Here is a 25,784-nt window from a genome sequence, read left to right on the forward strand (position 1 = left end):
ATTTACTCCATTTTCACCACTTCTAGATGGGGGCCACCTAGAAGCACGAGGTATTTTTCTACTTGCTCTTTGTCATAAGAACGACGAAGAGCTTCTGCATAGAGATTGAGCTGATCCCGGTAGCGTTCGACCAATTGACTAGGAACCTTGTAGTGATCCGTCTTATAATCAAAGAGCAGGATCCGGTCTTCTAGCACCACGTAACCATCCAAGATCCCCCGCACGACGAAGTCCTCACCACTGGCTGGATCTTTCTTCAGCATGGCAAAGGGAGCTTCGCGGCGTACTCGAGAGGCCTCTTTTTGAAGCAAGACCCCCAAAGGCGTCTCATAGAAAGCAAGGATGGCCTCTAGCTTGATACGGGCTTTGACCGCTGGCTCTGCTTGAACTTGCTCCAAGGCTTGACGCAGTGTATCTAGCGTGATTTCTTCTTCAAGAGGCACGCGCTGCATGAGTTCATGGACAGCACTACCGACCTGGGCTCCTGTCACGGCTTTTTCTTGACCAAAAGTTGGCAGCTCAAAGTCAGGCGTCACACTCTTTGCATCCATGATCTGGACGCCATTGGCATCCATGACCGGCTCGTAGAATTTCTTGATCTGACTAGGAGTACGGACACTTGGCAAATGAATGGCCGGAGCATAGAGCTGATTGAGACGATCAACATTTTCCAAGATATCCAAAGCCCGGCGAATATCCTCTGACTGGCGGACATCCTTGAGCTGATCGAAGCGGAAATCCTTTTCCTTCTCTAGTGGCTCCAGTTGGTTCGGTGTCAGGTCTTCGTCTGTCACAAAACGCGTGTCATAGGCCAGGGTATTCTTGGTAAATACATCTTGAATAGCAAAGAGCCAGTCCTGATAAGAGGTCCATTCTTTTCGTTTTTCCGGATCCAATTTTCCATTGCGACTGGTCCCCCAATCAGTATCGCGCAGTTTGTCCTCACGGCCTTTTCCGACTAGATAGAGCTTGAGCTCAGCCCTCGTCATCGCAACATATAGAAGACGCATCTGCTCAGAAATCGTGGCCAATTTTGTTTCTTCCACATTGCGTTGGTAGCAAGGCGTTTCGATCTGCAGGCGAATGGTTTCTGGAGCAGCTGGATTCTCTGTCTCAACCGGCAGGTTCGCAACATATTTAAAGCCAATCCCTTTTTGACGACTGAGGATAATCGGCCCCGATTGATCCTTACGATTAAAGGCCTTGTCCATATTGAGGATAAAGACATACTTGAATTCCAGCCCCTTACTCTTATGGACGGTCATGAGTCGCACGGCATCTTTTGGTGTCGCAAGAGGGACGCTGGCCAAATCGTGTTCATTTTCGATCACCTTGTCAATCATAGCAATGAAGCGCGACAAGCCCTTAAAGCTGGCTTTTTCATAATCATTGGCCCGAAGCGTCAAGGCATAGAGGTTGGCCTGGCGCTGGGCCCCATTAGGAAGGGCACCGACATAGTCATAGTAATAGCGATCCTCATAGATTTTCCACAGCAAATCATAGAGCGAATGGGTCTTGGCAGCAGCGCGCCAAGTAGATAAAACCTTGAGGAAGTTCTCGATTTTAGCTGATAGCTTGGCATCAATCAGATTTGCATGCTCTGCAGTCTTTTCAAGGGTTAACTGGACCTTGTGGTAGAAGGCCATTTGCTTTTGCGATGGAAGCGTCTGTAAGGAAATCCGTGCCAACTCATCTTCATCAAAGTCAAACATGGGAGATTTCATAAGGGCTATTAAGGGATAATCATGCAAGGGATTGTTAATGGTCCGCAAGGTGTCCAACATAACCATCACTTCCAGTGACTCAAGATAATGCGCCTGTCCGCTATCTGCCACAATTGGAATATGGTATTGGTCAAAAGCTTCCAGAATCGCATCATTTCGCGTTCGAGTCGCAGTCAAGAGCGTGATCTCTTTAAAGGGCACTTTTTCTACCCGATGGAGACGTAAAATTTCTTTGATGACCAGGAGAATTTCTCCCTTGGAAATCGTCTCGACTCCAAGGGAAGCTTCCTCGTCTTCAGTCTTTTCTTCCTGATCTTGGGAGCCATCATAGAGCAAAAATTCTGCCCGATGTTGTGGCAAGGCCATCCGCTGCTTGTCGCTTCCTGCAACCAGATAGTGGGTTTGATTGTAGTCAATCTCGCCCACCTCTTCGTCCATCAAATGGCGAAAGACATCATTGGTCGCATCCAATACCTCCACATGACTCCGGAAATTTTCCTTGAGGAGGATCAACCGCCCTTTCGCCCCTTCTTCTTGGTAGGCCTTAAATTTGTCATTGAAAATCTGTGGATCTGCCTGACGGAAGCGGTAAATGGATTGCTTGATATCCCCCACCATGAAGCGATTGTGGCCATTTGACAGCAAGTCCAACATCCGCTCTTGGGTGTGGTTGGTATCCTGGTACTCATCGACCATGACCTCATGATAGCGCTCTTGAAAGGCTTGTCTCACCTCTGGGAATTGCTCTAAAATTTGAATGGCAAAGTGACTAATATCCCCAAATTCATAAGCTTTTTCTTGGATTTTTCGCTCCAGATAAGCGCAAGCAAAGTCTCTAATAAAGTCCCGGAGCAAGGAGAGCATGGGGCCTTCTTCTTGGTGGAAGGTTTGTTGAAATTCCAGCTGATAGAGCTGATTTTCCAAGTCTCTGAGGCGATTGATATGTATGGTTTTATCCTGGTTATAAGCCGTGACTAACTCTTTTAACTCTTCCTTACGGGCTCTGTTAGTCAAGGCTCCCCCATTTGAAGCCCGGCTAATCGCGACGACTGCCTTTAGGACAGAGGTCAGTTGCTCTTTATTGACACGACCTGTCAGGCTTCCAATCTGATCGAGCACCTCTTCTACAGCTTCCAAATATTTGGCCTTACCAAATGCTTGGCCCTCATTGGACAAATGAAAGGCAAAAAAGCTTTCTGCTTCATAAAGGGCCTGTTTGATGTTCTCCATCAGATCGTCTTCAACCTGTTCAAAATCGGTCTCCTCATAGCCTTTTAGGAAATGCTCTTCCAGCCATTTCTCCGGATCACTGGTCGACTGAAGAAAGTCATAGATCTGGTAGACCTGTTCTTTAAACAAGGTCAAATTTTTGCGCTGCCCTGTGAAATTCTTGACCATCTGCACAAAGGCTTCTTGGTTTTCCCCCTGGTAATAGCGGTCAAAGACGGTTTGAAAGACTTCATTTTGTAAGAGGCGTTGCTCACTGGCGTTTTGTAAAATGCGAAACTGAGGCGCCAACCCAAGCAAATAGCCATAGCGCGTTAGGACCTTTTGGGTAAAAGAGTCCATGGTTCCAATATCGCTGGTGGCGACATCTGCGATTTGACGGGCCAGGTGTTGCTTGAGCTCTGGGTCATCGCTCGCTTGCAGGGCTTTCCCAAGTTCACTTTCCAAACGCTCCTTGAGCTCTCCTGCTGCCTTGACCGTAAAGGTCGAGATAAAGAGCTCCTTAATCGAAATGCCTCGCTGCATCTGATCCAGTATCCGCTGCACCATGACAAAGGTCTTTCCTGATCCAGCAGAGGCCGACACCAGGATATTGGTACCCGAACTATAGATGGCATCGATCTGTTCTGGTGTCCGCTTTTGCTCTTTGGTAGAAGCTGCCTCTTGGGCCTGAAGGGCCTTGATTTCTTCTCTTGTCAAAAATGCTTGTTTGATCATTTGTTCAAGACCTCCTTCATCTTCTCTATCCAAGCGGCTTTCACCTTTTCACCGCGTATTCCTTTTTGGTCTAGTTTGGTCAAGAACCGTGCCTGACCTAGGTGACGATCCGCTTCAAATCCCGTGATGGATTTAAACTGCTCCACGAATGGTGCGATATTGCGCCCATTTTCACTATAGGGATTGATGGCAAATTGCCCCTTGAGGATCCCTTCTGCTGCTGTTTTATAAAGATAAGCGTTGTACAAGAGGAGCAAGTCCAGTTCTTCCTTACTCAGCATCATAGCCTTATTCTTATCATAGGCCTCGCCCAGATAAGGCGCCTGATCTGCCATAAAGAGCCCCTTGTACTGTTGACTTTTCATGGTTTGGTTGATGGCATCCTCTACTGTTTTAGTCTTTTTCAGATCCACCACAGGATCTCCCATTTCCAAATACATGGCTCCAAAAATCCCCTGCTCCTCTTGGTATTCCTTCAAATCCTGAATCGCAGAAAGATAGGTCGGCAATTGAGAATTCAGTCCATTAAAGAACTTGTCATAGTGGAACTGCGTCAGACTGGACTTGTAGTCCACGACTCCGAGGGCTCCGTGATCTCTCAATTGATCAATGCGATCCACCTTGCCTCGTAACTGTAAGAGCCTGCCATCGGACAATGGATAAGAGGTGTGGGTGCTTCCACCAAAGAGGGTCTCCTCACCGATGGTCTCGATGCCATTTTGCTGGGCGAGGACACGCCCCGTTGTTTTCGCGGTATCAAGAAGCAAGTTGCGAATAAACTCGGTCTCTCCACTTTCTCCATACAATTGCTGGAACTCTACTTCTTGGCTGGTTTCTCGAATCGCCTCGTTTAAGCGCCGATCAAACGCTTGATCGGAGCTATCTTTTAAGACTCGTTCAAAGATCCGGTGCAAGAAATTCCCATGACTGCGCGCGTCTGGCCGGATGGTTTCATCCTCTTGTAAGCCCAAAACATAGCGCAGATAAAAGGCATACTGGTGCTTGTAGTATTCATTCAAGGCAGAAGCGGATAAGGTCAAGGCTTTGCCCTCTGGATAGAGCGCTTGAAGCGTATCTGACTGAAGCTGACGGCTCTTTAATTCCGTTGAAATCTGAGGAATTTGGATGCCTTCAGCGGCTAATTTCTTGCGCAAGACCCGTACCGCCACACCCCAAAAGCTGGCTTCTTCAGGAGACAACTCACTCGTGATCTCCTCTTGATGGAGTTCGATCACGCGCGCTAAAAGGGATCGGTAGGTCCCAATGTCATCACTCGAAGCTTGTGCTTGTTTGGTTGTCCACTCGATGGCAATAGGTTCCTTGGCCAATTCTACAAGGTAAGGAGAGACACTATCTTCCATTTCATTGACTAAGCTAGGAGCCGATAAGACCAGTTGGCTGGTCGCCGCATTGAGGAGTGAAACTGCCACAAAGCGATTTTTCTTAAGATTTTCGCTGGTCACCACCTGGAGCTCTGCTCCTTCTTGGGTGGCCTCATTGAGCTGCTGGCGCTCTTCTTCACTGAGTAGAGAGGTGTTCTGAGCAATCTTTGGAAAACGCTCCTGGGTCAGCCCGATCGCGTAGACATAAGGCGCTGTCAAGGGTTCAATCAAGTCATAGGACTGAACCGTCACCACATCGACCGTAGCAGGAACTGTCCGGTATTGAGACAATTGCATCCCCGATAAAAGGAGGGCCAAAAAGTCATCCACGGTCAGCTCTTGGTCCTCAAAGACCAGGTTCAACTCCTCTAAGACATGGAGAAAGGCCTTCCAGACCTGGTCATAGCGCTCCTGCTCCTCCAAGGCTAGATCCTTGATCAAAGCTTGTAGATTCTGAGAAAGTTGAGCCTCTTGCAGAAACTCTGTAAAGGCGGTTAAGAGATGGGTCACCTTTTGTTTGCGCTGTGAAAAGAAGAGGGCTAGAGGTTCTACGACGCGTTCTCGGAGAGTATTGAGCTCTTCCAAATTAAACTTGCCCTGACGATTGCTGGTAAAAGGCTTGTAAAATTTTGTAGCACCCTTTACTTCCGCAAAGCGAAGGTATTGCTCAAAAGCATCGACTTCTTCTTGCGTCAGATCACTATACAGACCCGTTTTTAACAAGTTGATGACGTCTTCCGTCTGGTAATTGAACTGCTTGATCCGCCCTAGCGATTCAATGACCTGAATCAAGGGATGGTGGACCATGGCTTCACTTCGTCCTAAGTAAAAGGGAATTTGATACTGGTCAAAAATGGTCTTGAGTTGCAGTTGATAAGCTTCCACATCGCCTAACAAGACCCGAATATCCCGATAGCGGGCCCCATCATGAAGACGCTGACGGATGGATTTGGCGACAAATTCCAACTCTTCTTTTTGCGTATTGGTCTGCCAGAGTTGGACCGCTGTTCGATCGTGTTCGTTGAGCTCATTTTCCACTTGTGAAAAATCGTAGCGCGCTTCTAACATGCGGCTAATGCGACTAAAAGAGTCTTCGATCGCTTGCCCACAATACTGAGGCTGTACCTCAAAAGTCTTTGCCAGCTGAAGGAGAAAGTCAACACTGGCCTGGTAAAGATTGCCCTCTCTAAAGCTTGCCCGATAGGCTTTTTCACTGGCATAGACCCCGATGACAATCTCCACTCCTTTTCGGTGAAGGAGACTAATCAAAGCCTCTTCTTCTGCAGAAAAACGCGTGAAGCCATCGACGACGATCGCCACATCCTTTAATTGCTCTTCCAGCTGCCCTTCTTCGACCTGATTGAGGAAAAAGGCCATCTTGGACTGGGATTCATACCGATGCTTGACCAGCATCTCAGAGACCGCTTCAAAAATCGCCAAGAGGTCTTCTCTTTTTTCAGCTTCCTCGAGCAACTCTAAATCGGTAAAATCCATCTGGGCTGTCTGCAATTCATGATAGAGCTGGACCAATTGCTGGATAAACTGAGGATCCTTGCGCAGGGCCCCGTAAACTTTGAGATCCTGCTCCTTCATGTGGGAAAGAGCTTTAAAAAATAACATGCCGAGACCGATATCATCCAAGGGTTGCTCCTCAAAAACCTGATTCAGGATGAAATAACGGGCCATTTGGGCAAAGCGCGTTACGGTAATAGCAAAAGAAGCCTGACCTTCTAAATAGGACAAGACCTTGGCTTCTTTTTCAAAGGAAAGAGAGTTGGGTGCAATGTAAAACACACGCTTGCCCTGTTCTACTAACCCTACGGCTTCTTGTGTCAGGACCTGGGTCAAGGGGGTCCGAACATCCGTATAGAGTAATTTCATCCGATCCGTTCTCCTTTTGGCATTTTCTTGAGAGCTTGTTATCTTCTTATTATATCATTTTCACAGGAGGGACTAAAGCAAGAAGTCATGCTCCTCCTGGCCCAATTTTAGGAGATTTGTGCTACAATAAAAGTTGAAGAGACAGAAAGGATACCACCTATGACCAGCATTTATAATTTTTCTTTAGAAAACCAGAATGGGGAGGAGATTCCCCTATCTCACTACCAAGGTAAGGTCCTCATCGCGGTCAATACAGCAACAGGTCGGCTTGACCCCGCAATACCAAGGACTGCAAGATCTCTACCTGCGCTACCAGGAAAAGGGGCTGGAAATCCTAGACATTCCCTGTAACCAATTCATGGGGCAGGCACCAGGAACTGCAGAAGAAATCAATAGCTTCTGCAGCCTCAACTACCAGACCACCTTCCCACGATTCGCTAAAGCCAAGGTCAATGGTAAAGAAGCCCTTCCTCTCTATGACTGGCTTAAAAGCCAAGCAGCTGGGCCACTAGGCAAACGCATCGAATGGAACTTTGCAAAATTTGTCATCGACCGACAAGGCCAAGTCGCCCAACGCTTCTCCTCCAAAACAGAACCAGCTGCTATGGAAGACTTGATCCAAGAATTGCTTGAGAAATAAGCAAAAAGCCTGAAAGTGTAGTCAGAATTTTTGATGAATGGCTATTTATTTTCGAGACTTTCCGCTGTGAGAAAAGTGCCTGAAACAATAACGTTTCAGGCACTCGGAATTATTGAGACCTTAGGCTCAATAATTAGTCATGGAACTTCCTGGATTGCTGAAATCATCCACTGGATAATTTCACCTAACGTCCGTACTCACCTAAGGAAAGTTTCTAAGAAGACATTATCTATAAGCAAAAAAGCTTGAGCTAACGGTCAAGCTTTTTTATTATTAATCAATTTCAAGTCCACCGGTGTAGAGGCGGTAATAGGTGCCACGTTCTGCCATCAAGGAAGCATGGTTGCCTCGCTCGATAATACGTCCGTGGTCCATTACCATAATCACATCGGAATTGACGATAGTCGATAGACGGTGGGCGATAACAAAGACTGTCCGACCTTCCATCAGGCGATCCATCCCTTCTTGCACCATCTTCTCTGTCCTCGAGTCGATCGAAGACGTCGCTTCGTCCAGGATCAAGACAGGCGCATTGGCAAGGGCTGCACGGGCAATGGCGATCAATTGTCGTTGACCATTTGATAGACCAGCCCCATCATCCGTCAAGACTGTCTCATAGCCCTGATCCAAGTGCTTGACAAAGGAATCCACATTGGCAATCCGAGCTGCTTCAAGGATTTCTTCCCGTGTTGCATCAGCACGGCCATAAGCGATGTTTTCCGCAATCGTACCAGTGAATAAGTGGGTATCTTGAAGAACGATTCCGAGGGAACGACGCAGAGAATCTTTCTCGATCAATTTAATATCGATCCCATCATAGGTAATCATTCCTGATTGGATGTCATAGAAGCGGTTGATCAAGTTGGTGATGGTTGTCTTTCCTGCACCAGTCGCTCCGACAAAGGCCACTTTTTGCCCCTTATCCGCGTACAAGTTGATGCCATGAAGGATTTGTTTCTTCCCATCATAAGAGAAATCAACATCATCAAAGACCACATTTCCGACCATCTTGACAAGCTGGTAATCTCCGTTTGGACGTGGGTGTTTCCAAGCCCATTTGTTGGTTTTCTGATCAGTTTCGACCATTTCTCCATCAACCAGTTCATAATTGACCAGCGTCACTTTTCCTTGGTCGACTTCTTCTTCTTCGTCCAAGAGATCAAAGACACGATCTCCACCAGCCAAGGCCATGAGGACAAAGTTCAATTGTTGAGAGACCTGAGCAATGGGACCTGTGAAGGAACGGTTCAATTGCAGAAAGGCCATGAGACCACCAATGGTTAAACCACCGACGCCGTTTAGCGCAAAGAGTCCCCCGATCAAGGCTGTCAGAACAAAGGAAACATTTCCCAAGTTCCCAAGAATCGGCATAAGGACATTGGCATAGCGGTTGGCTTGGTAGGAAGACTCAAAGAGTTGGTCATTGATTCGATCAAAATCCTCAATGCTTTCTCTTTCATGCACAAAGGCCTTGACCACTTTTTGACCAGACATCATTTCTTCAATAAAGCCATTCTCAATCCCCAAGTTCTTTTGTTGGGCGCCAAAGTAACGACCTGACTTGCCAGAGACATCCTTGATGATAAAGACCATAACGATGACCATGAAAAGAACAATCAAGAACAAGAGCGGACTAACCGTCAGCATGGTAATCGTTACCCCAAGGATGGTAATCGCTGAGGATAAGAGTTGAGGAATGGATTGTTCAATCGCTTGGCGAAGAGCATCAATATCATTGGTATAGATAGACATGATGTCCCCGTGTTGGTGGGTATCAAAGTAACGAACTGGCAGTTTTTGCATGCGGGCAAACAACTGATTTCGAAGACTTCTAAGTGAGTCTTGTGAAACAGTCGCCATAATCAAGGTAAAGCCATAGTTGGCAAGGACCCCGATCAAACAGATCAAACCAACTCGTGTCAAGAAGGACAAGAGCGGTCCAAAATCATGGCTATTGCTTGTCAACATGGGCTCCACATAAACGTCAACCAAGGACTGAATCGAAGCTGTTACATTGACCGTCGCAAGTGACGATAGAATGATTAAGATAAAGGAAACAATCAAGGATACCTTGTAGTTTTTCCAAAGGAAGTCGAGCAGGCGAAGGATAGAGCCTAGATTTGCTTTTTTCTTAGTTTTCATCTGCTTCTCCTTTCCCTTGTGTTTGCATTTCATATACTTCTTGGTAGATGGCATTGGTCGCAAGCAATTCCTCGTGACGACCGATGGCATCGATTTGGCCATCGTTCATCACGATGATGCGATCTGCATCTTGAATAGAGGAAATCCGTTGACCAATGATGATTTTGGTAGTCTCTTTCAAGCTGGTAGCCAATCCTTGACGGATCAAACTATCTGTCTTGGTATCGACCGCTGAAGTCGAATCATCCAAGATCAAGATCTTCGGATTCATGAGAAGGGCACGCGCGATACAGAGACGCTGGCGTTGGCCACCGGAGACATTGGATCCCCCACGCTCAATCATGGTGTCATAGCCCTCTTTGAAATCTTGAATAAATTCATCGGCTTGGGCAATCTTACAAGCTGCGATGATCTCTTCATCTGTCGCATCCTTATTTCCCCAGCGCATATTTTCTTTAATCGTACCAGAGAACAGGACATTGGTCTGAAGAACCATGGCCACTTGCTTACGAAGGGAATCAAGATCGTATTCTTTGACATCGTGGCCTGCTACTGTCACCCGACCAGACTCAACATCATAGAGACGAGGAATCAACTGTACTAGGCTCGATTTCCCTGATCCTGTTCCTCCCAAGATCCCAATCACTTCCCCTGAACGAATGGAAAGATTAATCCCTTGTAAGACATGGGTCTTGTCGCCATTTTCATCGGTATAAGCAAAGGTCACGTCCTCAAAGTTGATGGATCCATCAGCGACTTCTTTGATCCCATTTTCCGGAGAGACAATGGTCGCTTTGGTCGTCAAGACTTCATTGATCCGCTCAACAGAGGCCATGGAAATCGACAACATGACAAAGATCATCATAAACATCATGAGCGACATGAGAATGGTCATGGTGTAGCTAAACATAGAAGTCAAATTCCCAGTAGAGAGTTGACCACCAACGATCAGATGAGCCCCGATCCAAGAGATCAAAAGGAAAGAAGCATACATGGAAAGCATCATAGCTGGGCTACTCAAGACAACGACACGGATAGCCTTCATAAACATGTTATAAATCAAACGTGAAGCCTTCTTGAATTTAACGGTTTCATCTGCTTCCTTAACGTAAGACTTCACCACTCGCATATTGGTGATGTTTTCTTGAATGCTGTTGTTGAGATTGTCATAAGCTTCAAATACTTCTGTGAAGAGCGGATAAACAATCTTCATGATGATGCTTAAGACAGCTGCCAAAAAGATGGTCACATAGACAAAGATCATGGCCATTTCCGCATTGATCATGAAACAAGCCACAATGGCAAAGATCAAATTAAGCGGTGCCCGTACACAGATCCGAATGACCATTTGATAGGCATTTTGCACATTGGTCACATCCGTCATCATCCGAGTGACTAACCCACCTGATGAGAACTGATCAATATTCTCAAATGAGAAGGTTTGAACCTTTTTGAAAATAGCCCGACGAAGGTTTTTGGCAAAACCAGCCGATGCATAGGCGCCATAACGGGCCGACTGCATCCCACAAAAGAGGGAGAGAAAGGCACAGACCAGCATGAGCCCACCGTAAAACAAAATATTGTTCATGTTTCTTTGTTGAACACCTTGGTCCAAAAGGCTAGCCATGACAAAGGGAATCGAAATCTCAAACATGACTTCAAAGACCATGAACAAGGAAGCCAAAATCGAGGGCTTCTTGAATTCTTTGATCTCGGAAATTAAGGATCGAATCATTATTACCTCCAATGTTATTCATACTTTTTCCTGCGGTAGAAGCAAAGCTTCTTTCCATCGAAAATAGGTCAAAACACACAAAATTCCCTGAGGGAAAGACCCTAGGGATTACGCGTTTTTTATAGTCTTCATTGTAACCTAAATTGCAAAAAAATGCAAGATTTTTAGACAGCACCCGTTTTTCTGTTTATCTAGTACAAAAGAGGCTGGGACAAAAGTCCTAGCCTCTCAATTGTTTTTGGATTGTCGAGCAAGACGCAGTGGCTGAGTGGGCTCTACTATGCTGATTTTATCAGCTTTTACAGCCCTACTCAACTGTGCGGAGGTGGGACGACGAAATCGAATTCTAACGAATTACCGATTTCTGTCCCACTCTCTCTATGCGTATCCTGTCTTATTCTTCCTTAGACGTAGCGACGAGATTCAAGAAGCGATCAAAGTAGGACTTGTTTTCTTTCAAATCCTTTTTCAGTCTTTGTGCCTCTGTCAATTCATCCGTAATCAAGCCATCAATGGGTTGTTGCAAATACTTCGTCAACTTTTGCTTGTCATTGATGGTCCAGACATAGAGCTCTTTTTTCATCTCATGGGCCTGGGTTACCAAATTCTTTTGATAAGAAAAGTCTTCAATGGCAAAAAAGTCAACTGAGACCTTTTCAAAGCGACCGAATTGAATAGGAATGACATAGCCGGTCTTGATCTCAGGGGCTTTTTTCTCGACTTTTTCCATGACCGACAGATCCAAAGACATAGCCGGATAGTCTTTTTCGACCCCTAAGTCCCGCATCTTCTGCACAAAGAGATCCACATAATTAGCAGGCTCTCCACCATGAGACTTAAGCTCAACCAAGAGCTTCATCTTCAATTCTTTGGCACGCTTGACATATTCCTCAAATGAAGGGATATGACTCGTGTGTCCATCCTGTTGAATCTTGAGGCCTTGCACCTCAGCTAGGGTCATGTCTTTCACATCCTTGTCCACCCCAGCAAGGCGCTTGAGATTGTAGTCATGCATGACGACAAATTGATGGTCCTTAGTGAGAAGGATATCCATCTCCGCATAAGCTGCTTTTTCCTTGGCTGCTGCTTCTAAGGCTTCCAGGGAATTTTCTACCCTTTTAGAGACATCCCCTCGATGGGCGATGAGCTTGATCTGGTCATTCACCTTTAGGGTTGCCAGTTCATAGGCTGAGATCCCCGATTGGACCATGAGAAAGACCACTGTCAAGGCAAAGAGCCCCTTCATCTTTCGACTGCCTTTCGAGCGCATGACCGATCGGCTCGGTACTTCCCATACAGAATCCAAGATAGTGCCGAGCGACCCCACCTTTGTCAAGACTGTAAAAATGAATAGGAAGGTCCGAATCAAGACCAAAAAGATGGTCACCACCCAGAAATACTGGCCTTCTTTATCGATCACGGTTAAGGTAAAGACCAAACACAAGATCAATAAAATCCCTAGAAAGGTTAAGAGAAACTCAAAGGACAGAATTCTCCATAAGAGACGAAAGGCTCCTCTTTTGGTCATGGACCAACTTTTTTTCAAGGCACGACCAAATGGCAATTCGTCCACCACGAGGTTGGGGACCGTATAGATCAAGCGAAGATTAAGATAGATAAAGGTCAGCTGCACCACAAAGAGCCCGATGGAGCCAATCGTGGTCTTTTCAAACTCCCCTGTGATAAAGGTTGGAATATAAAGCCCATCCGTCAATGTCGATCCAATCAAGAGACCTGCGACAGGCAAGGTCAAAAGGAGATAGAGTAGAAAATAAAGCAGATTCCTTCCCGCTAAGTCCTTCAAGCGACCAAATGATTGCTGCAAGACCTTTTTAAAGGACAAGTGTCGGTCGGTTCGCGACAGGTAAATGACCGAAATCAGGGTCCGCATCTCCAGCATAAACAAGAAAGCAAAGACCATGATAAAGACCAAAAGAGCCAGCAAGCTCAAGGGATGGCTTATGACAGAGACAAGGTTGTTCTTATCAATATTGGCCTGACCCGCAAGTAAAACAGCCAGATGAAAGAGCCAAGTCAAGGCCGCAGCCCCAAGGCCAACCACAAATTGTAGCAAAATCCCAATCGCGATAAAGGACCATTTATTGCGCCAGATCAAGTAAAAGGCCCCTTTCAGGTCCTGCCAATAACTCCGTTTCATCTCAATCCCTTTCCTTTCTTTCATTCCCCTAGAATAGCGGAAAAGCCTCCCCTTGTCAATGCGTTTCACAATAAAAAAGGCTGGGAAAGCCAACCTTTTCTGATCATTCTGCTAAGAGCACTTCTTTAATCGTTTGTTTTTGGAGTTTTCTGTTGGAGACATAAAAGAGGCTTTCATAAACCACCGCAAATCCGATCAAAGTCCAAAAGCAAACGTTCCCGTCAAAGTTGTGCTCAATTTTTTCAGGAACCGTATCTTTGATCACACCGATCAAGATTTCCATGATGCCGTATTGATAAGCCGTCCCAAGAAGGAATCCTAGATAGGCCCAGAAACGATAGGGAGCGAGAATATGACTTTGGCATTCACGATCGGTGTAGCCAAAAGCCTTCATAAGAGCCAAAGTTTCGCGACTTTCTGAGACCACAATCCCCAATGACAAAAAGAGAATAGAGAAAGAAAGGATCAAGCCAATCATGATCATCATGGTTTGGATGATGTCATCTGTGTAGTCCCTTAGGCCAAAGGACAATTGAACCATGGCCGCAAAACACATGGAGCCAAAAACCACAAAAAACAAGATAGATTTTCTCCCCCACATCAGTGACGAGGAAAGTTCTTTTAGGAAGGCTTTCTCTTTCTTAGGAGCCCTCTTTCTCCTTTTGCCCTTGATTGGTGATGGAGATTTTTTCAATAGGCGAAGGGCCGGCGTTTGTAGTTGTCTTCTAGCATAGCCAACCGCAAGAACCATAAAGAAACTCGTTGGTAGCATCACCAAAGCAAGGAAGAGCTGCCAATGAAAATGAATGGTAATTTCTGGTAAAATCCCCTTCTTATTGCGAAAGTCATAAAAATGTCCCATCATGAGAAAAGAAGCGAAATAGCCAAAAAGCGCTCCGACTCCAAAACTGAGTCCAAAAGCCCAAAATCGTTTCGCCAACTGGCCATTGCTATAGCCTAAGGCCTTTAAAATTCCTAATTGTTCCTTGTGGTCATCGACAAATTGTTTAATATAAAAACACATGAGAAGGATCGACGTCAAGGACAAGACCACCCCACTGACCATGGCCACCATCCAAGATAGCGAAACCTGGGCATCATAGTAGGTCGTAATCATCGGATTGGTTTTAGAAATCTCCAACTGCTCGATATCCAGATAAAAATTCAAGAAGAGATTGGCCACAAAGACGGCACAGGCCCCAATGATGCTGACGACAACTAATTTTCGAATATCTTTTACTGAAAACATGGCTTACCATCCAATCTCATAGGCAGTCTGAGGCTGATCGTTGGTCACCACTTGAGTAATCTTGCCACTATTGACGCGAATGATGGTTCTGGCCATATCCGCAATATTTTGGTTGTGCGTCACCATGATCAGGGTAAAGCCTAGCTTTTCCTTCAACTTCCAGATATAGTCGAGAATCTTGCGGCCTGTTTCTTCATCCAAGGCCCCCGTCGGCTCATCTAAGAAAAGAATCTCTGGCTTTTTGGCTAATGCCCTAGCAATGGACACTCTCTGCTGTTCCCCACCAGACAATTCACTTGGATACTTGTCCAGCTTATCACCAAGCCCCAAATCTTCGATAATCTGCAAAAAATCATGATTGCTCGCCAGGTCAGCTCCCATCTTAACATTCTGTCTGACCGTTAGATTAGGTAATAAATAATACTGCTGAGAAATAAAGGCTATCTTCTCACGTCTAAAGGCTGTCAATTGAGCATCCGTGAGTTGCGATAAATCCTGTCCTTGAATGAGAATATGCCCCTCATCTACCTTTTCTAATCCGGATAATACGTTTAAGAGAGTTGACTTTCCCGATCCAGAAGGGCCTAGAATCACCACATTATCCTGGTCTTGAATCTGCAGACCAATCCCCTTTAAGACCTTGGTTTGGCCATAGCTTTTGTGAACATTTTCTAGTTGAATCATTTCTTTCCTACCATTTCTTTGATGAGAGATTGACAAACTTCTGTCAATAAACCAATCACTTCTTCCATGCTGAACTGATAAATACCAGAAGCAACCATAGAGGCCATCCCGTGTGAGTAGATAAATAGATGCTGGTACAAGCGACTAGCCTCCTCTATCGTCAACGGATAGTCTGCAACAATCGAATCCAGAACCAATTGGTAGCTATGATCCTTCATGGGAAGAAAATCTTGAAAGCGACGAATCGGATCTTTGCTAGGATTTTGGAAAAGCAACTGAAAGAGTTGGGGCTCTTTTGAGGCGAATAGGATATAAGCAACCCCGACTGATCGAAAAGGCTTCTCGTCATCTAAAGCCTTGCGTATATACTCCACCACTACCATTTCCGCAGCAACAATAACCTCTGCTTGTAACTCAGCCATATTTGCAAATTGCCCAAAAATGACCCTTGGCGTGGCTCCCAGTTTCTCTGCTAATGCTCGAGCCGTCAAACTAGTCATGCCCTCTTCTCTCACCAATTGTAAAGCTGTCCCAATGATAGCCTCTTTACTAAATTTAACCTTGGGTGGCATAAGACTCCTTTCACGCAACAGTTGTTACGCAACACATGTTGCGCAAAGAATACCATAATAAAGTAAGACTTGTCAAGAAAAATCCGTAAAGCATAAAACAAAAAAACCAGCCCACTGATAGAAGTGAAGTCTGGTCTACTAATAAATATTCTATGGCAAATCATTTCCTGCAGCCAGGTAGACTTGGTACCATTCCTTACGCGTTAGGGTGACTGTTGCTGCTTTCCCCGCTTCAAGGACATGCTGGGGTTTGGTCGTTCCGATGACGGCCTGCATCTTACCTGGATAGCGGAGGACCCAAGCAAGGGCGATGGCTGTCGGAGTGACCTGGTATTTCTTCGCCAAGTCATTGAGGACATGATTGAGGGCCGCAAACTCTTCCTTGCCGACAAAATTCCCTTTGAAATAGCCATGCTGGAGGACAGACCAAGCTTGAATCACCGTATCGGTTAAGCGACAATACTCAAAGACACTGCCATCTCGCACGGTGGCTTTTGGCCCTTCCATGTTGACATGAAAACCAGCTTCAAAGCTTGGTGTAAAGGCGGCACTCAACTGCAACTGGTTGACCTTGAGTGGTTGTTTGACAGCCGTTTTGAGCAATTCTATCATCATGGGATTTTGATTGGACACTCCAAAATGACGGACCTTGCCCGCTTGCTCCAAGTGATCAAAAGCTGCTGCTACTTCTTCCGGCTCCATGAGAGCATCCGGTCGGTGAAGGAGGAGACTATCTAAGCGCTCGATCTGCAGACGCTCGAGGATGCCATCGACGGAGTCCAAAATATAGTCCTTAGAAAAATCAAAATAGGTAAAGCCGTCTTTGCGAATGCCACACTTGGACTGGATCCACATCTGATCCCGAAGATCCGGACGGTGCTTGAGAACCTTACCCAGCAGGACCTCACACTGGCCATCGCCATAGATATCCGCCAGATCAAAGGTGTTAATCCCAATCGACAAGGCTGCCTCCACCAAGGCCTCCACCTCATCTTCACTCATCTGACTGATCCGCATCATCCCAAGGACAATCGTGGACAGACGCTCATTTTCAGCAAACTCAATATAGTTCATGTCCGTCTCCTTTTCTGTAGTTCTATTGTAGTGAAAAGGCTTGCAAAAGTCAATGTGAAATCAAAAAGCCCTCAGCGATATCTGAGAGCTTATCTAATTAGCGATAGCTAAGAGCACGTTTGATGGTCTTCCATGGTCCGAGGTCATCGGTCTGAAGGATCAGGCTGGCATAGATACGAGCGATGAGAACTGTTCCCACAATAGTAAAGAGAACCGCAATTCCCAATGACCCCCAAGATTCAAGACCAGTCGCATAGCCATTGATGGTACGGAAAGGCATGAAGAAGGTTGAGAAGAAAGGAATGTAGGAACCAATCTTCAATAAGAAGACATCACCGGCACTTCCCAAGGTGGTCACCCCAAGGAAGCTAAAGATAACTAACATCATCAGTGGTGAAATCGCTTTTCCTGAATCTTCAGGTCGTGCAACTGTGGAGCCTAAGAAGGCAGAGAGCACCACATACATAAAGATCCCAAGGATAATGAAGAAGACGGTATTAAGCGAGATCGCTTCTGATAGGTGTTGGGTAATTGGAGAGTTTGGAGCAAGAATATCCTTGACAACTGGGATATCTGCTCTAAAGATCCAAACCGCTACTAGCCCAACGACATAGACAAAAATATGGGTAAAAATCACTCCGAAGAGTCCGAGCATGCGTGCGAAGAAATAGTCGGTTGCTTTGATACTAGAGAAGACCACTTCCATGATCTTAGTTCCTTTTTCACTGGCCACTTCCTGGGCTGTGATACTAGAGTAGAAGATCAATATCATATAAAGCAACATTCCCAAACCACCTGCAACCATGGTTTGCACCATTTTCAAGCCTTCTTTTTTCTCGTCAATTTTTTCTTTCAGAGAAACCTGTTGAGACAAGGCTGTCAGTTGCTCTTTGCTTAGATTAGCACGCGCTAGATTGATTCCTTGTTGGACTTGGCTTAATTTCGCAGCGACAAGGGTTTTCAAATCTGTTTTCATGGCTTGGTCGCCCACATAAGTCGCTTCTAGCTGGCCATCTTTTTCATCGACCGTTAGGTAAGCAGTGCTTTCTCATCCTTGATAGCTTTTTTAGTCAGACTTCATCCTTGTAGTCCAAGGTCAAGCCATCAGTTCCTTTGAGACTTTCTTTGACAGCTGGAACGTCTGTCACCAAGGCCACCTGGTTTTTGGCATCTGTAGAAGAACCTGTCAGATAACCGATTCCAATGCTCAATCCTAAAAAGAGGAAGGGACCGAAGACCATGAAGAGGAAACTCCATGATTTCACTTGTCTGATATAGGTTTCTTTCATTACGACAAACATCTGTTTCATACTTCTACTCCTGATTCAAGTTTAAAGATCTCATCAATAGTTGGGGCTTGGTGGTCAAAGGTTGCTAGGTAGCGACCCTTGGTCAAGCGGTCAAATAATTCTGGACCAGCTGACGCATCATCCAAGATCAACTTCCAAGTACCTTGCTTGGTCATGCTGACCTTGGTCACGTGTGGCAGAGCTTCTAGCTCTTCTTTGCTAAAGTCGTTAGAAACAAAGAGACGAGTCTTGCCATAGCTATTACGGACCTCTTGGACTGGCCCTGAAAGGACAACCGAACCATCACGGATCATTAGGATATCATCACACAACTCTTCGACATTGGTCATGACGTGGTCAGAAAAGATAATGGTTGCCCCACGCTCTTTTTCTTCAAAAATGACCTGCTTGAGCACTTCTGTATTGACCGGATCCAAGCCGCTAAAGGGTTCATCTAAAATGATCAATTTAGGCTCATGGATCAAGGTGATGATCAGTTGCACCTTCTGTTGGTTCCCTTTTGAGAGACTCTTGATTTTATCGGTCAATTTTCCTTTTACTTGGAGTTTTTCCATCCAGGTCGGTAATTTTTCCTTGACCTCAGCAGTGCTCATTCCTTTTAAGGCAGCCAAATAGCGGACCTGCTCAAAAATCGTGAGTTTTGGCATAAGACTACGTTCTTCTGGCAAATAGCCAATTTCCTTGTAGGTTTCTTGGGTGATCGCTTTGCCACCTAGGCGAATCTCGCCACTGTAGTCCAAAAAGCGCAAGATACTGTGGAAAATAGTTGTTTTCCCGGCACCATTTTTCCCAACTAAGCCAAGGATATGCCCTTGTTGAGCTGTCAGATCTACTCCGAAGAGAACCTGCTTATTCCCAAAGCTTTTTTCTAAATTTCTAATTTCTAACATGGATGACTCCTCTACTCTTTATAATAACGTTTGGTAATCTTGTATTGTGAGACCAAGATATAGATATAAATCAGTGATACAACAACTAAGGCTAATAAGATATCGGTATGGAAAAAGGTACCAATCAAGAAAATTCCAATTAAAGCCAAAGGCAAGATATAATTGCTTAACTTAATGATAATTTCATAGTTTTCCTCGTAGCTAATCTGCTTTTCTGCTTCATCCATCATACTCATCATAAATTCACGCACTTCCTTGGCATTGGCATTGCGGGGAATCGGTTTTCCATAAATCAGATGGAAGGTCTTGCGAAAGAAGATATCCGATAGGAAAAATAGGGCAATCAAGAAAAGAAAGAGATAGAGCATGGTAAAGTCTCCAAAGATAAAAGCCATGTCCCCAGCGCCAGGTCTATCTAAGTAAACCAATTGACTATAAAAAATGACGAATAAAAAGTAGGGCAAGATCATGATGCCTTTAAAAATGGTCGCTAAGCCATATAGTTTTTTCTTCTGGATGTCATAGTGATAGGCTTCATCATCGTCTTCTATTTGGAGCATTTTTTGATGGACTTTTCTCGCGCACATCAGTAAGGTTATCGTGAGTATAAATGCGACCAGGAATAAAACTGCTGAGCCCAAAAGAAGTACTTCTTTACTAAAGAAGGATTGGATTTCTAGGGGCTTTTCGGATCCAAACATTCCTGTCAAAAATCCGATGACTCCTCCAATCAAACCAGAAACGGTAATGATTCCCACATTTCTCCAAAAACGGTAACGATCAGATCGTTCTTGTTGTTGCTTTTTCATTTTTATTCTTCTCCCTCTACTAGACTAAAAACATTCTCCACCGGTTCCTTGAAAATCTGGGCGATGGTGATCGCAATGATAACCGAGGGGGTGTATTCCCCCCGCTCCAAGAGACTGATAGATTGGCGCGAGACACCTGCTAGCTTGGCTAGCTCGGATTGGTTGAGCCCATCACGCGCCCTCAGCTCTTTCAGTCGATTTTTTAAGATCATGGCTTTCGCCCCCTTATAGTTGAATATCTTGAATATCTTCGATACGGACTAATTTGGTTTCTCTTTGTTGTTTATTGGTCTCACGACTCAATTTGACCCAATCTTCATCGATATCCATAATCTCATATTCGGTTCCAAATCCACTTACTGTCACCTTGACCGTTTGGCCTTTTAATTCTTCTAAAAGTCTAGACATTTCTTGATTTCCTTTCACTTGTTTTTCTAATCTTTTAATACGTTTGTTCAACTTTTTTATCTTCTTTTCTGAGCTTGCATAAATGATAACCAGAAAAGGGATAAATAGAATCCATATAGCTCCCATAAGAATACCTCCTCTTCTTTCAACTAAAATCATTGTAACACTTCTTTTTCTTTTTGACAAGTATATTTGTCAAAAAAATAAAAATATTTGTCAAAAATAGCAGGATGGTTGACATAGATATTTTGAGGTAAGAAATAAAAGGCCCGCATTTGCGCACCTTTTAAAGATTCTTTTCTCCCTGCTATGAATCTGAAAAGACTTAAATAGTAAGAAATATAACTTTGATCGCTACAAGATAATCTTACACGTGTTTAATCTCGATGAAGTCTAAACTAGTAGGACTGGGCTAGCTCTGATCATTTTCATCATCCTTGTTCCCTGCATCTTACACAAACCACAGCAAAGTAATGATCAACTCATCAGCTTAAAAAACTTATCCACCACTCATATCTAGGAGGTTACCATGTCAACTATTCTTATTACCGTCCTTATTTTTTTAGCTGGACTAGGTCTTCGCTCCTACCTCAAGGGAAAAGGATCCTGCGGAGACTGCGAGTGTTCCTGTCCCATCAAAGACGAGATGCATCAATTGCATCGGCATTAGTAAAGAATGGGTGTGTACCAGAAATCAGAAAAGCAAAAAACCATTGGTCAATTGAACCAATGGTTTTTCTATCCTCCTATTTAATTCTCTACGATATTAAAATCTTGGGGAGCTTTGATTTCATTTATCTGGTTAATATCTCGATAAGTAAATTCAAAATGATCTTCATTGTTCACCGTTCTCCCTTTATCATTCTTCAATTTGGTATCTAGTTGAATCCTAGCTTCGCTAGGAACTAATTGGTCTTCTTTATTTGAGGACTCTTTCTTCATAGACAAATAAATGTGTAACTTGACGGACTGAATCTCATTTTTCGCTTTGGTGTAGAGCTCACTATCTAACAACGTGCTTTGAAATTCTCCAATTTGATCAATATCTTTCTTAACATCACCCTTAAATTCAAGATAGATATACTGACCATCGACAGTTTTTTTAAATCGATCTGCATACTTCTCATAAAGTTTTAAAATAAGCTCATGACGCCCCACTTCTGGATCTTTTCTATTTTTATATATTAGATCTGGATCTGTAGCTTCATCCACTCTATTCCAAGTCCAACTATCGTCTCCCTTCTTTATTTTTTTAAACAGAATCCCTTTTTCAGGAGAATATAGTCTCAAAATTTTCTCCCCATAACCTGTAGAACCTATTTTATTGGCAAGACCTCGAAAATGTCTTGAATCACTGTCTATCGTAGATCCATTGCCTCCATCTTTCGTATAAAATTCATTATATACTTGCGGGTCAAACTGAATTTCCCCATGACGTAAGGTTGTTTCATACATTAGCGATTGTGAACCTTTTCCCTCAAGTAGATTCTTTCGATAAATTTTACTGACATATTCCATGTTTTTTGCATCTCGCATTGCTTGAATATACGTTTTCACATCTTTAGTCACACTATCTTGTGTCGTTTCCTTTTGACAAGCTGAAAGGAATAGACAAGCAAAAAGAGATAAAAGAAACACTGTTAATTTTCTTTTATGTTTCATATTTTCACTCCTTTTTAACTAAATACCACCTAATTTTTCAACAGCTTCTGGTACTTCTACTTGGACACCAGTATTTTGTTTTGAATAGGTAATCCTACATGTTAATTTTTCTTTCGCAAAAGATGAATCAGAAGTACAAGTATAAGTAACACCTAAAGGTGTCAAGTTATCCTTGGAAACGATGAGGTCTATTTGGTAGCTCCCTTCTGAATCTTCAAAATAACTAACTCCTAGTGGAAAAGCACCTTGCAACACGTCGTCATTTGGTTCTAGTAAATGATTTACATCCTTACTCTTATAGGTTAAGATATACTCATCCTTTTTCTTGGTCACCTCAAACTTGTCTTTCTGTGTTTGAAAGAAACGAATGGCCTCTTGATTTACCCCGACAGGTTGGTGATTCTCTTGAGAAGAAAGAGACATTTCCCACTCTGATGAGTCTTTTGGTCTAGAATACTTATGAAAGGCGTCGTAATACTCTTCTTTACTCATATCTCCGTTAGTATATAATCCACGCACCCTCACTGGCTTTAATTCAAAAGAACCTTCAAAAGTCGGAGTATATACTGTGTGTGTACTCCCATCACTTCTTGGTTCACTAAATTCTCTCTCAATCTTGCTCTCCAGTTTGATTTTCCCATCTTTTAGGTGTTCAAAAGCCTGAAGCCCCTTGTCAATGATTTGTTCTTGACTTAGTTCCTTTGAATCTCCCTTCTTTCCACTTTCCTGCTGACATCCGACTAGACTAGCCACTGCCAACAAACCAACAAGTAACAAGATAGGTTTTCTCATATTTAACATCCCCATTCTCCTTCCTCTCTTTCAGTAAGTCTACTGAATCTTTACTCTTCAATTATAATTTACTTTATAGCATTTGTAAATGTTTTCACAAATTTGTAAGAAGATTGTAATTTTTTAAATACAACAAAAACAGCTGAGAGCATATCTCAACTGTTTTGATCTAAACATTAACGCACCTCTGCATTGACTTTTTCTTCGAGGGAAGCTTGGATTTTTTCCATGTAGCGTGCGACTTCTTCGTCCGTCAAGCTATCTTCTGGATTTTGGAAGGTCAAGCTGTAGGCCATAGACTTCATACCGATACCTAGTTTTTCACCGGAGAAGACGTCAAAGAGTTTAATATCTGTTAAGCGTTTCACGCCAGCAGCTTGAATCGCATCAACCACTTCTTGGTGGGTCACTTCTGCTTTGAGAAGAAGGGCGATATCACGGCTCACGGCTGGGAATTTAGTGATTTCCACAAAGGCTGCGGCTGGTTGAAGAGCTGCTTCAATAGCAGATAAGTTCAATTCTGCCACATAGGTTTCTGGGATATCATAAGCCTTAGCTGTTACAGGGTGGACTTGTCCCAAGACCCCAATCACTTGGTCACCAAGTGAGATCAAGGCTGTCCGACCTGGGTGGAGACTCTTGATTTCTTGTGTTGCTGTATAAGTCACATCAAGACCCAAGCGAGCAAAGAGAGCTTCCAAAATTCCCTTGGCATAAAAGAAGTCAACTGGAACAGCTGCAGTTTGGAAGTCTTTTTCAGCGACTAGGCCAGTTAAAGCAAAGGCAAAGCTGTTGATTTCGTTTGGCAATTCTTCTTTTGGATTACCTGTCTGTTCAAAGACTTTTCCGATCTCATAGAGGGCCAAATCTTTGTTCTTACGGGCGACGTTATAAGCTACGGTATCTAAGATCCCTGAGATCATATTTTGACGGAGGACTGAACGATCCACAGTCATTGGCCACATAAGCTCTGTTAAGTTGCTTGGTGATGTAGCGAACTCCACTGCTTTTTCAGGAGTTGTAAGAGCGTAAGTAATGATTTCAGTCAAGCCTGCTCCTTCAGCAATGGTACGAACTTGACGACGCAATTTTTGAGTCGCTGTCAATTCACCTGCTGTCCCGTCATCTTTTGGAAGAGTTGCTGGTAATTTGTCATAACCATAAATCCGAGCAATTTCTTCAAAGAGGTCCGCTTCAATGGTGATGTCCCAACGGCGACGTGGAACGCTTACTGTGAAGCTGTCAGCATTTCCAGAAAGACCAAATCCAAGGCGACGGAAGACATCTTCGACATCTGCGTAGGAAAGCTCAGTTCCAAGAACACGATTGACGTCAGCAAGAGTTGAAGAAACTTCCACATCTGAAGTATCAAGCTGGCCTGCTGAAACGATTCCCTTACGAACAGTTGCTCCTGCAAGCTCTGCAATCATGCTCGCTGCTGCATCAAGGGCTTCATTGACAGTTGCCACATTGATGCCTTTTTCAAAACGAGAAGATGATTCAGAACGAAGGTTGAGGCGTCCACTGGTCTTACGGATAGAAGTTCCATCAAAAACCGCTGCTTCAAGGACAACACGAGTGGATTTTTCTGAGATTTCTGTTGCCTCACCACCCATGACACCTGCAAGGGCTACTGGTTTGTCAGCGACCGTAATGACTAAGTCAGTTGCTTCCAAGTCACGTTCTTCCCCATCCAAGGTTACCAATTTTTCACCAGCACGCGCTTCACGCACACGGATATCAGTTCCTTCAAAGGTATCCAAGTCAAAGGCATGCATCGGTTGACCAAAGTAAAGCAGGATATAGTTGGTCACGTCGACCACGTTATTGATTGGACGGATACCTTCGTTCATGAGAAGGTTTTGCAACCATTGTGGACTTGGTGCGATGGTTACATTGCCCAAGACACGAGCCGCATAATAAGGAGCCTTATCAGTGTCAATGCTGACAGAAAGAGCATCTGCTGCAGCTTGGTCTGTTTCTGTTAAACTGAATTCTTTAAAGTTGACAGCCTTGTCATAGATCGCTGCTACTTCGTGCGCTACCCCACGCATAGAAAGAGCGTCTGCACGGTTTGGAGTGATGGAAAGTTCGATGATTTCATCATCCAAGTCGAGGTAAGAGAAGACTTCTTCTCCTGGAACAGCATCTTCTGGCAAGATTTGGATGCCGTCAGCAAATTCTTTTGGTACAACAGAATCAGAAATGCCCAACTCACCAAGTGAACAGATCATCCCAAGGGATTCCAAGCCACGGATTTTCCCTTTTTTAATCTTGTAGTTGTCCGCGATGCGAGCACCTGGAAGAGCCACCATCACCTTGATGCCTGCTCGAACATTTGGTGCTCCACAGACGATTTGACGGGCTTCTTCTTCACCCACATTAACTTGGCAGACATGAAGGTGTGTTTCTGGCACATCTTCACAAGACAAGACTTCTCCGACGACAATTTTTGAGAGACCAGCAGCAGCTGATGCCACACCTTCTACTTCGATCCCTGTGGTTGACATTTTTTCAGCCAACTCTTCTGATGGCACATCCACGTCCACCAATTGTTTTAACCATTTATAACTAACTAACATATGTAAGATACCAAGGGCAATGCTGAAATCTAGATATTCTTCCTAGATCTCCATCCACCCTCGTTTTGATCCTTTCATTTTGTGTTTTCCAGCTCGAGGCTGACTTAGGAAGGTCTCATAACCTCCCCTTCTCTAGAATAGAAGTT

Annotated in this window: 17 protein-coding genes and 2 pseudogenes; 2 read left to right on the forward strand and 17 right to left on the reverse strand. The window is 44.3% G+C overall.

The window, feature by feature from the left end; genetic code table 11:
* Positions 1-2: 2 nt before the first annotated feature.
* Together addA and rexB are read right to left on the reverse strand one after the other, a co-directional pair.
* On the reverse strand, positions 3-3,668 hold the full coding sequence (addA, locus tag AB4X21_RS06980) for a helicase-exonuclease AddAB subunit AddA (protein WP_369088372.1): 3,666 nt from the start codon (positions 3,666-3,668) through the stop codon (positions 3-5).
* Positions 3,665-6,931, reverse strand: coding sequence for an ATP-dependent nuclease subunit B (gene rexB / locus AB4X21_RS06985; protein ID WP_369087713.1), 3,267 nt, complete (start codon positions 6,929-6,931; stop codon positions 3,665-3,667). Before rexB ends, addA begins: the two co-directional genes overlap by 4 nt.
* Before the next feature lie 159 nt (positions 6,932-7,090).
* Between rexB and AB4X21_RS06990 the strand changes: the two are divergent.
* A pseudogene (locus AB4X21_RS06990) lies at positions 7,091-7,571 on the forward strand (glutathione peroxidase).
* Positions 7,572-7,844: 273 nt separating this feature from the next.
* On the opposite strand, the gene AB4X21_RS06995 reads toward AB4X21_RS06990, so the two are convergent.
* The 12 genes and pseudogenes from AB4X21_RS06995 to AB4X21_RS07050 form a co-directional block, all read right to left on the reverse strand.
* Positions 7,845-9,713, reverse strand: a complete 1,869-nt coding sequence (locus AB4X21_RS06995) for an ABC transporter ATP-binding protein (protein ID WP_061590967.1) — start codon at positions 9,711-9,713, stop codon at positions 7,845-7,847.
* Positions 9,703-11,448, reverse strand: coding sequence for an ABC transporter ATP-binding protein (locus AB4X21_RS07000; RefSeq protein WP_023918596.1), 1,746 nt, complete (start codon positions 11,446-11,448; stop codon positions 9,703-9,705). Before AB4X21_RS07000 ends, AB4X21_RS06995 begins: the two co-directional genes overlap by 11 nt.
* Before the next feature lie 394 nt (positions 11,449-11,842).
* Entirely contained in the window at positions 11,843-13,630 is a 1,788-nt protein-coding gene (locus AB4X21_RS07005) for a glycerophosphoryl diester phosphodiesterase membrane domain-containing protein (protein WP_369087714.1), read from the reverse strand.
* Between the two features lie 79 nt (positions 13,631-13,709).
* Positions 13,710-14,855: an FtsX-like permease family protein gene (locus tag AB4X21_RS07010; RefSeq protein WP_369087715.1), complete on the reverse strand. Its 1,146-nt coding sequence runs from the start codon at positions 14,853-14,855 to the stop codon at positions 13,710-13,712.
* A gap of 3 nt (positions 14,856-14,858) precedes the next feature.
* Positions 14,859-15,539, reverse strand: coding sequence for an ABC transporter ATP-binding protein (locus AB4X21_RS07015; protein WP_369087716.1), 681 nt, complete (start codon positions 15,537-15,539; stop codon positions 14,859-14,861).
* A complete protein-coding gene (locus AB4X21_RS07020) occupies positions 15,536-16,111 on the reverse strand; it encodes a TetR/AcrR family transcriptional regulator (protein ID WP_369087717.1) in 576 nt (191 codons plus the stop codon). Before AB4X21_RS07020 ends, AB4X21_RS07015 begins: the two co-directional genes overlap by 4 nt.
* 150 nt (positions 16,112-16,261) lie before the next feature.
* Positions 16,262-17,185, reverse strand: coding sequence for an aldo/keto reductase family oxidoreductase (locus AB4X21_RS07025; RefSeq protein ID WP_369087718.1), 924 nt, complete (start codon positions 17,183-17,185; stop codon positions 16,262-16,264).
* Positions 17,186-17,282: 97 nt separating this feature from the next.
* Positions 17,283-18,495, reverse strand: a pseudogene (locus AB4X21_RS07030) (ABC transporter permease).
* Positions 18,492-19,385, reverse strand: coding sequence for an ABC transporter ATP-binding protein (locus AB4X21_RS07035; protein WP_023918606.1), 894 nt, complete (start codon positions 19,383-19,385; stop codon positions 18,492-18,494). Before AB4X21_RS07035 ends, AB4X21_RS07030 begins: the two are co-directional and overlap by 4 nt.
* A gap of 11 nt (positions 19,386-19,396) precedes the next feature.
* A complete protein-coding gene (locus AB4X21_RS07040; RefSeq protein ID WP_369087719.1) occupies positions 19,397-20,194 on the reverse strand; it encodes a DUF3169 family protein in 798 nt (265 codons plus the stop codon).
* A gap of 2 nt (positions 20,195-20,196) precedes the next feature.
* A complete protein-coding gene (locus tag AB4X21_RS07045) occupies positions 20,197-20,406 on the reverse strand; it encodes a helix-turn-helix transcriptional regulator (RefSeq protein WP_003002675.1) in 210 nt (69 codons plus the stop codon).
* Between the two features lie 13 nt (positions 20,407-20,419).
* Positions 20,420-20,728, reverse strand: a complete 309-nt coding sequence (locus AB4X21_RS07050) for a hypothetical protein (protein WP_369088373.1) — start codon at positions 20,726-20,728, stop codon at positions 20,420-20,422.
* A 403-nt stretch (positions 20,729-21,131) separates the two neighbouring features.
* Here AB4X21_RS07050 and AB4X21_RS07055 point away from each other — a divergent pair, with 403 nt between their 5' ends.
* The gene (locus tag AB4X21_RS07055) at positions 21,132-21,272 is read left to right on the forward strand and encodes a FeoB-associated Cys-rich membrane protein (RefSeq protein WP_369087720.1); all 141 of its coding nucleotides are present in this window, start codon (positions 21,132-21,134) and stop codon (positions 21,270-21,272) included.
* 80 nt (positions 21,273-21,352) lie between these two features.
* Here AB4X21_RS07055 and AB4X21_RS07060 read toward each other — a convergent pair whose 3' ends face one another.
* The 3 genes from AB4X21_RS07060 to pheT form a co-directional block, all read right to left on the reverse strand.
* Positions 21,353-22,264 (reverse strand): hypothetical protein, encoded by a 912-nt coding sequence (locus tag AB4X21_RS07060; RefSeq protein ID WP_369087721.1) that lies wholly within the window; start codon positions 22,262-22,264, stop codon positions 21,353-21,355.
* An 18-nt stretch (positions 22,265-22,282) separates the two neighbouring features.
* Positions 22,283-23,065, reverse strand: a complete 783-nt coding sequence (locus AB4X21_RS07065; protein ID WP_369087722.1) for a DUF6612 family protein — start codon at positions 23,063-23,065, stop codon at positions 22,283-22,285.
* A gap of 167 nt (positions 23,066-23,232) precedes the next feature.
* Entirely contained in the window at positions 23,233-25,638 is a 2,406-nt protein-coding gene (gene pheT / locus AB4X21_RS07070; protein WP_369087723.1) for a phenylalanine--tRNA ligase subunit beta, read from the reverse strand.
* Positions 25,639-25,784: the final 146 nt, after the last annotated feature.

It is taken from the genome of Streptococcus sp. CP1998 (assembly GCF_041026655.1).
GTDB classification, from domain to species: Bacteria; Bacillota; Bacilli; order Lactobacillales; family Streptococcaceae; genus Streptococcus; species Streptococcus dentalis.

Excerpts from the sequence above, each read along its gene's own strand:
- addA (WP_369088372.1), bottom strand. The coding sequence starts at position 3,668 with ATGATCAAACAAGCATTTTTGACAAGAGAAGAAATCAAGGCCCTTCAG.
- rexB (WP_369087713.1), bottom strand. The coding sequence starts at position 6,931 with ATGAAATTACTCTATACGGATGTTCGGACCCCCTTGACCCAGGTCCTG.
- AB4X21_RS06995 (WP_061590967.1), bottom strand. The coding sequence starts at position 9,713 with ATGAAAACTAAGAAAAAAGCAAATCTAGGCTCTATCCTTCGCCTGCTC.
- AB4X21_RS07000 (WP_023918596.1), bottom strand. The coding sequence starts at position 11,448 with ATGATTCGATCCTTAATTTCCGAGATCAAAGAATTCAAGAAGCCCTCG.
- AB4X21_RS07005 (WP_369087714.1), bottom strand. The coding sequence starts at position 13,630 with ATGAAAGAAAGGAAAGGGATTGAGATGAAACGGAGTTATTGGCAGGAC.
- AB4X21_RS07010 (WP_369087715.1), bottom strand. The coding sequence starts at position 14,855 with ATGTTTTCAGTAAAAGATATTCGAAAATTAGTTGTCGTCAGCATCATT.
- AB4X21_RS07015 (WP_369087716.1), bottom strand. The coding sequence starts at position 15,539 with ATGATTCAACTAGAAAATGTTCACAAAAGCTATGGCCAAACCAAGGTC.
- AB4X21_RS07020 (WP_369087717.1), bottom strand. The coding sequence starts at position 16,111 with ATGCCACCCAAGGTTAAATTTAGTAAAGAGGCTATCATTGGGACAGCT.
- AB4X21_RS07025 (WP_369087718.1), bottom strand. The coding sequence starts at position 17,185 with ATGAACTATATTGAGTTTGCTGAAAATGAGCGTCTGTCCACGATTGTC.
- AB4X21_RS07035 (WP_023918606.1), bottom strand. The coding sequence starts at position 19,385 with ATGTTAGAAATTAGAAATTTAGAAAAAAGCTTTGGGAATAAGCAGGTT.
- AB4X21_RS07040 (WP_369087719.1), bottom strand. The coding sequence starts at position 20,194 with ATGAAAAAGCAACAACAAGAACGATCTGATCGTTACCGTTTTTGGAGA.
- AB4X21_RS07045 (WP_003002675.1), bottom strand. The coding sequence starts at position 20,406 with ATGATCTTAAAAAATCGACTGAAAGAGCTGAGGGCGCGTGATGGGCTC.
- AB4X21_RS07050 (WP_369088373.1), bottom strand. The coding sequence starts at position 20,728 with ATGGGAGCTATATGGATTCTATTTATCCCTTTTCTGGTTATCATTTAT.
- AB4X21_RS07055 (WP_369087720.1), top strand. The coding sequence starts at position 21,132 with ATGTCAACTATTCTTATTACCGTCCTTATTTTTTTAGCTGGACTAGGT.
- AB4X21_RS07060 (WP_369087721.1), bottom strand. The coding sequence starts at position 22,264 with ATGAAACATAAAAGAAAATTAACAGTGTTTCTTTTATCTCTTTTTGCT.
- AB4X21_RS07065 (WP_369087722.1), bottom strand. The coding sequence starts at position 23,065 with ATGTTAAATATGAGAAAACCTATCTTGTTACTTGTTGGTTTGTTGGCA.
- pheT (WP_369087723.1), bottom strand. The coding sequence starts at position 25,638 with ATGTTAGTTAGTTATAAATGGTTAAAACAATTGGTGGACGTGGATGTG.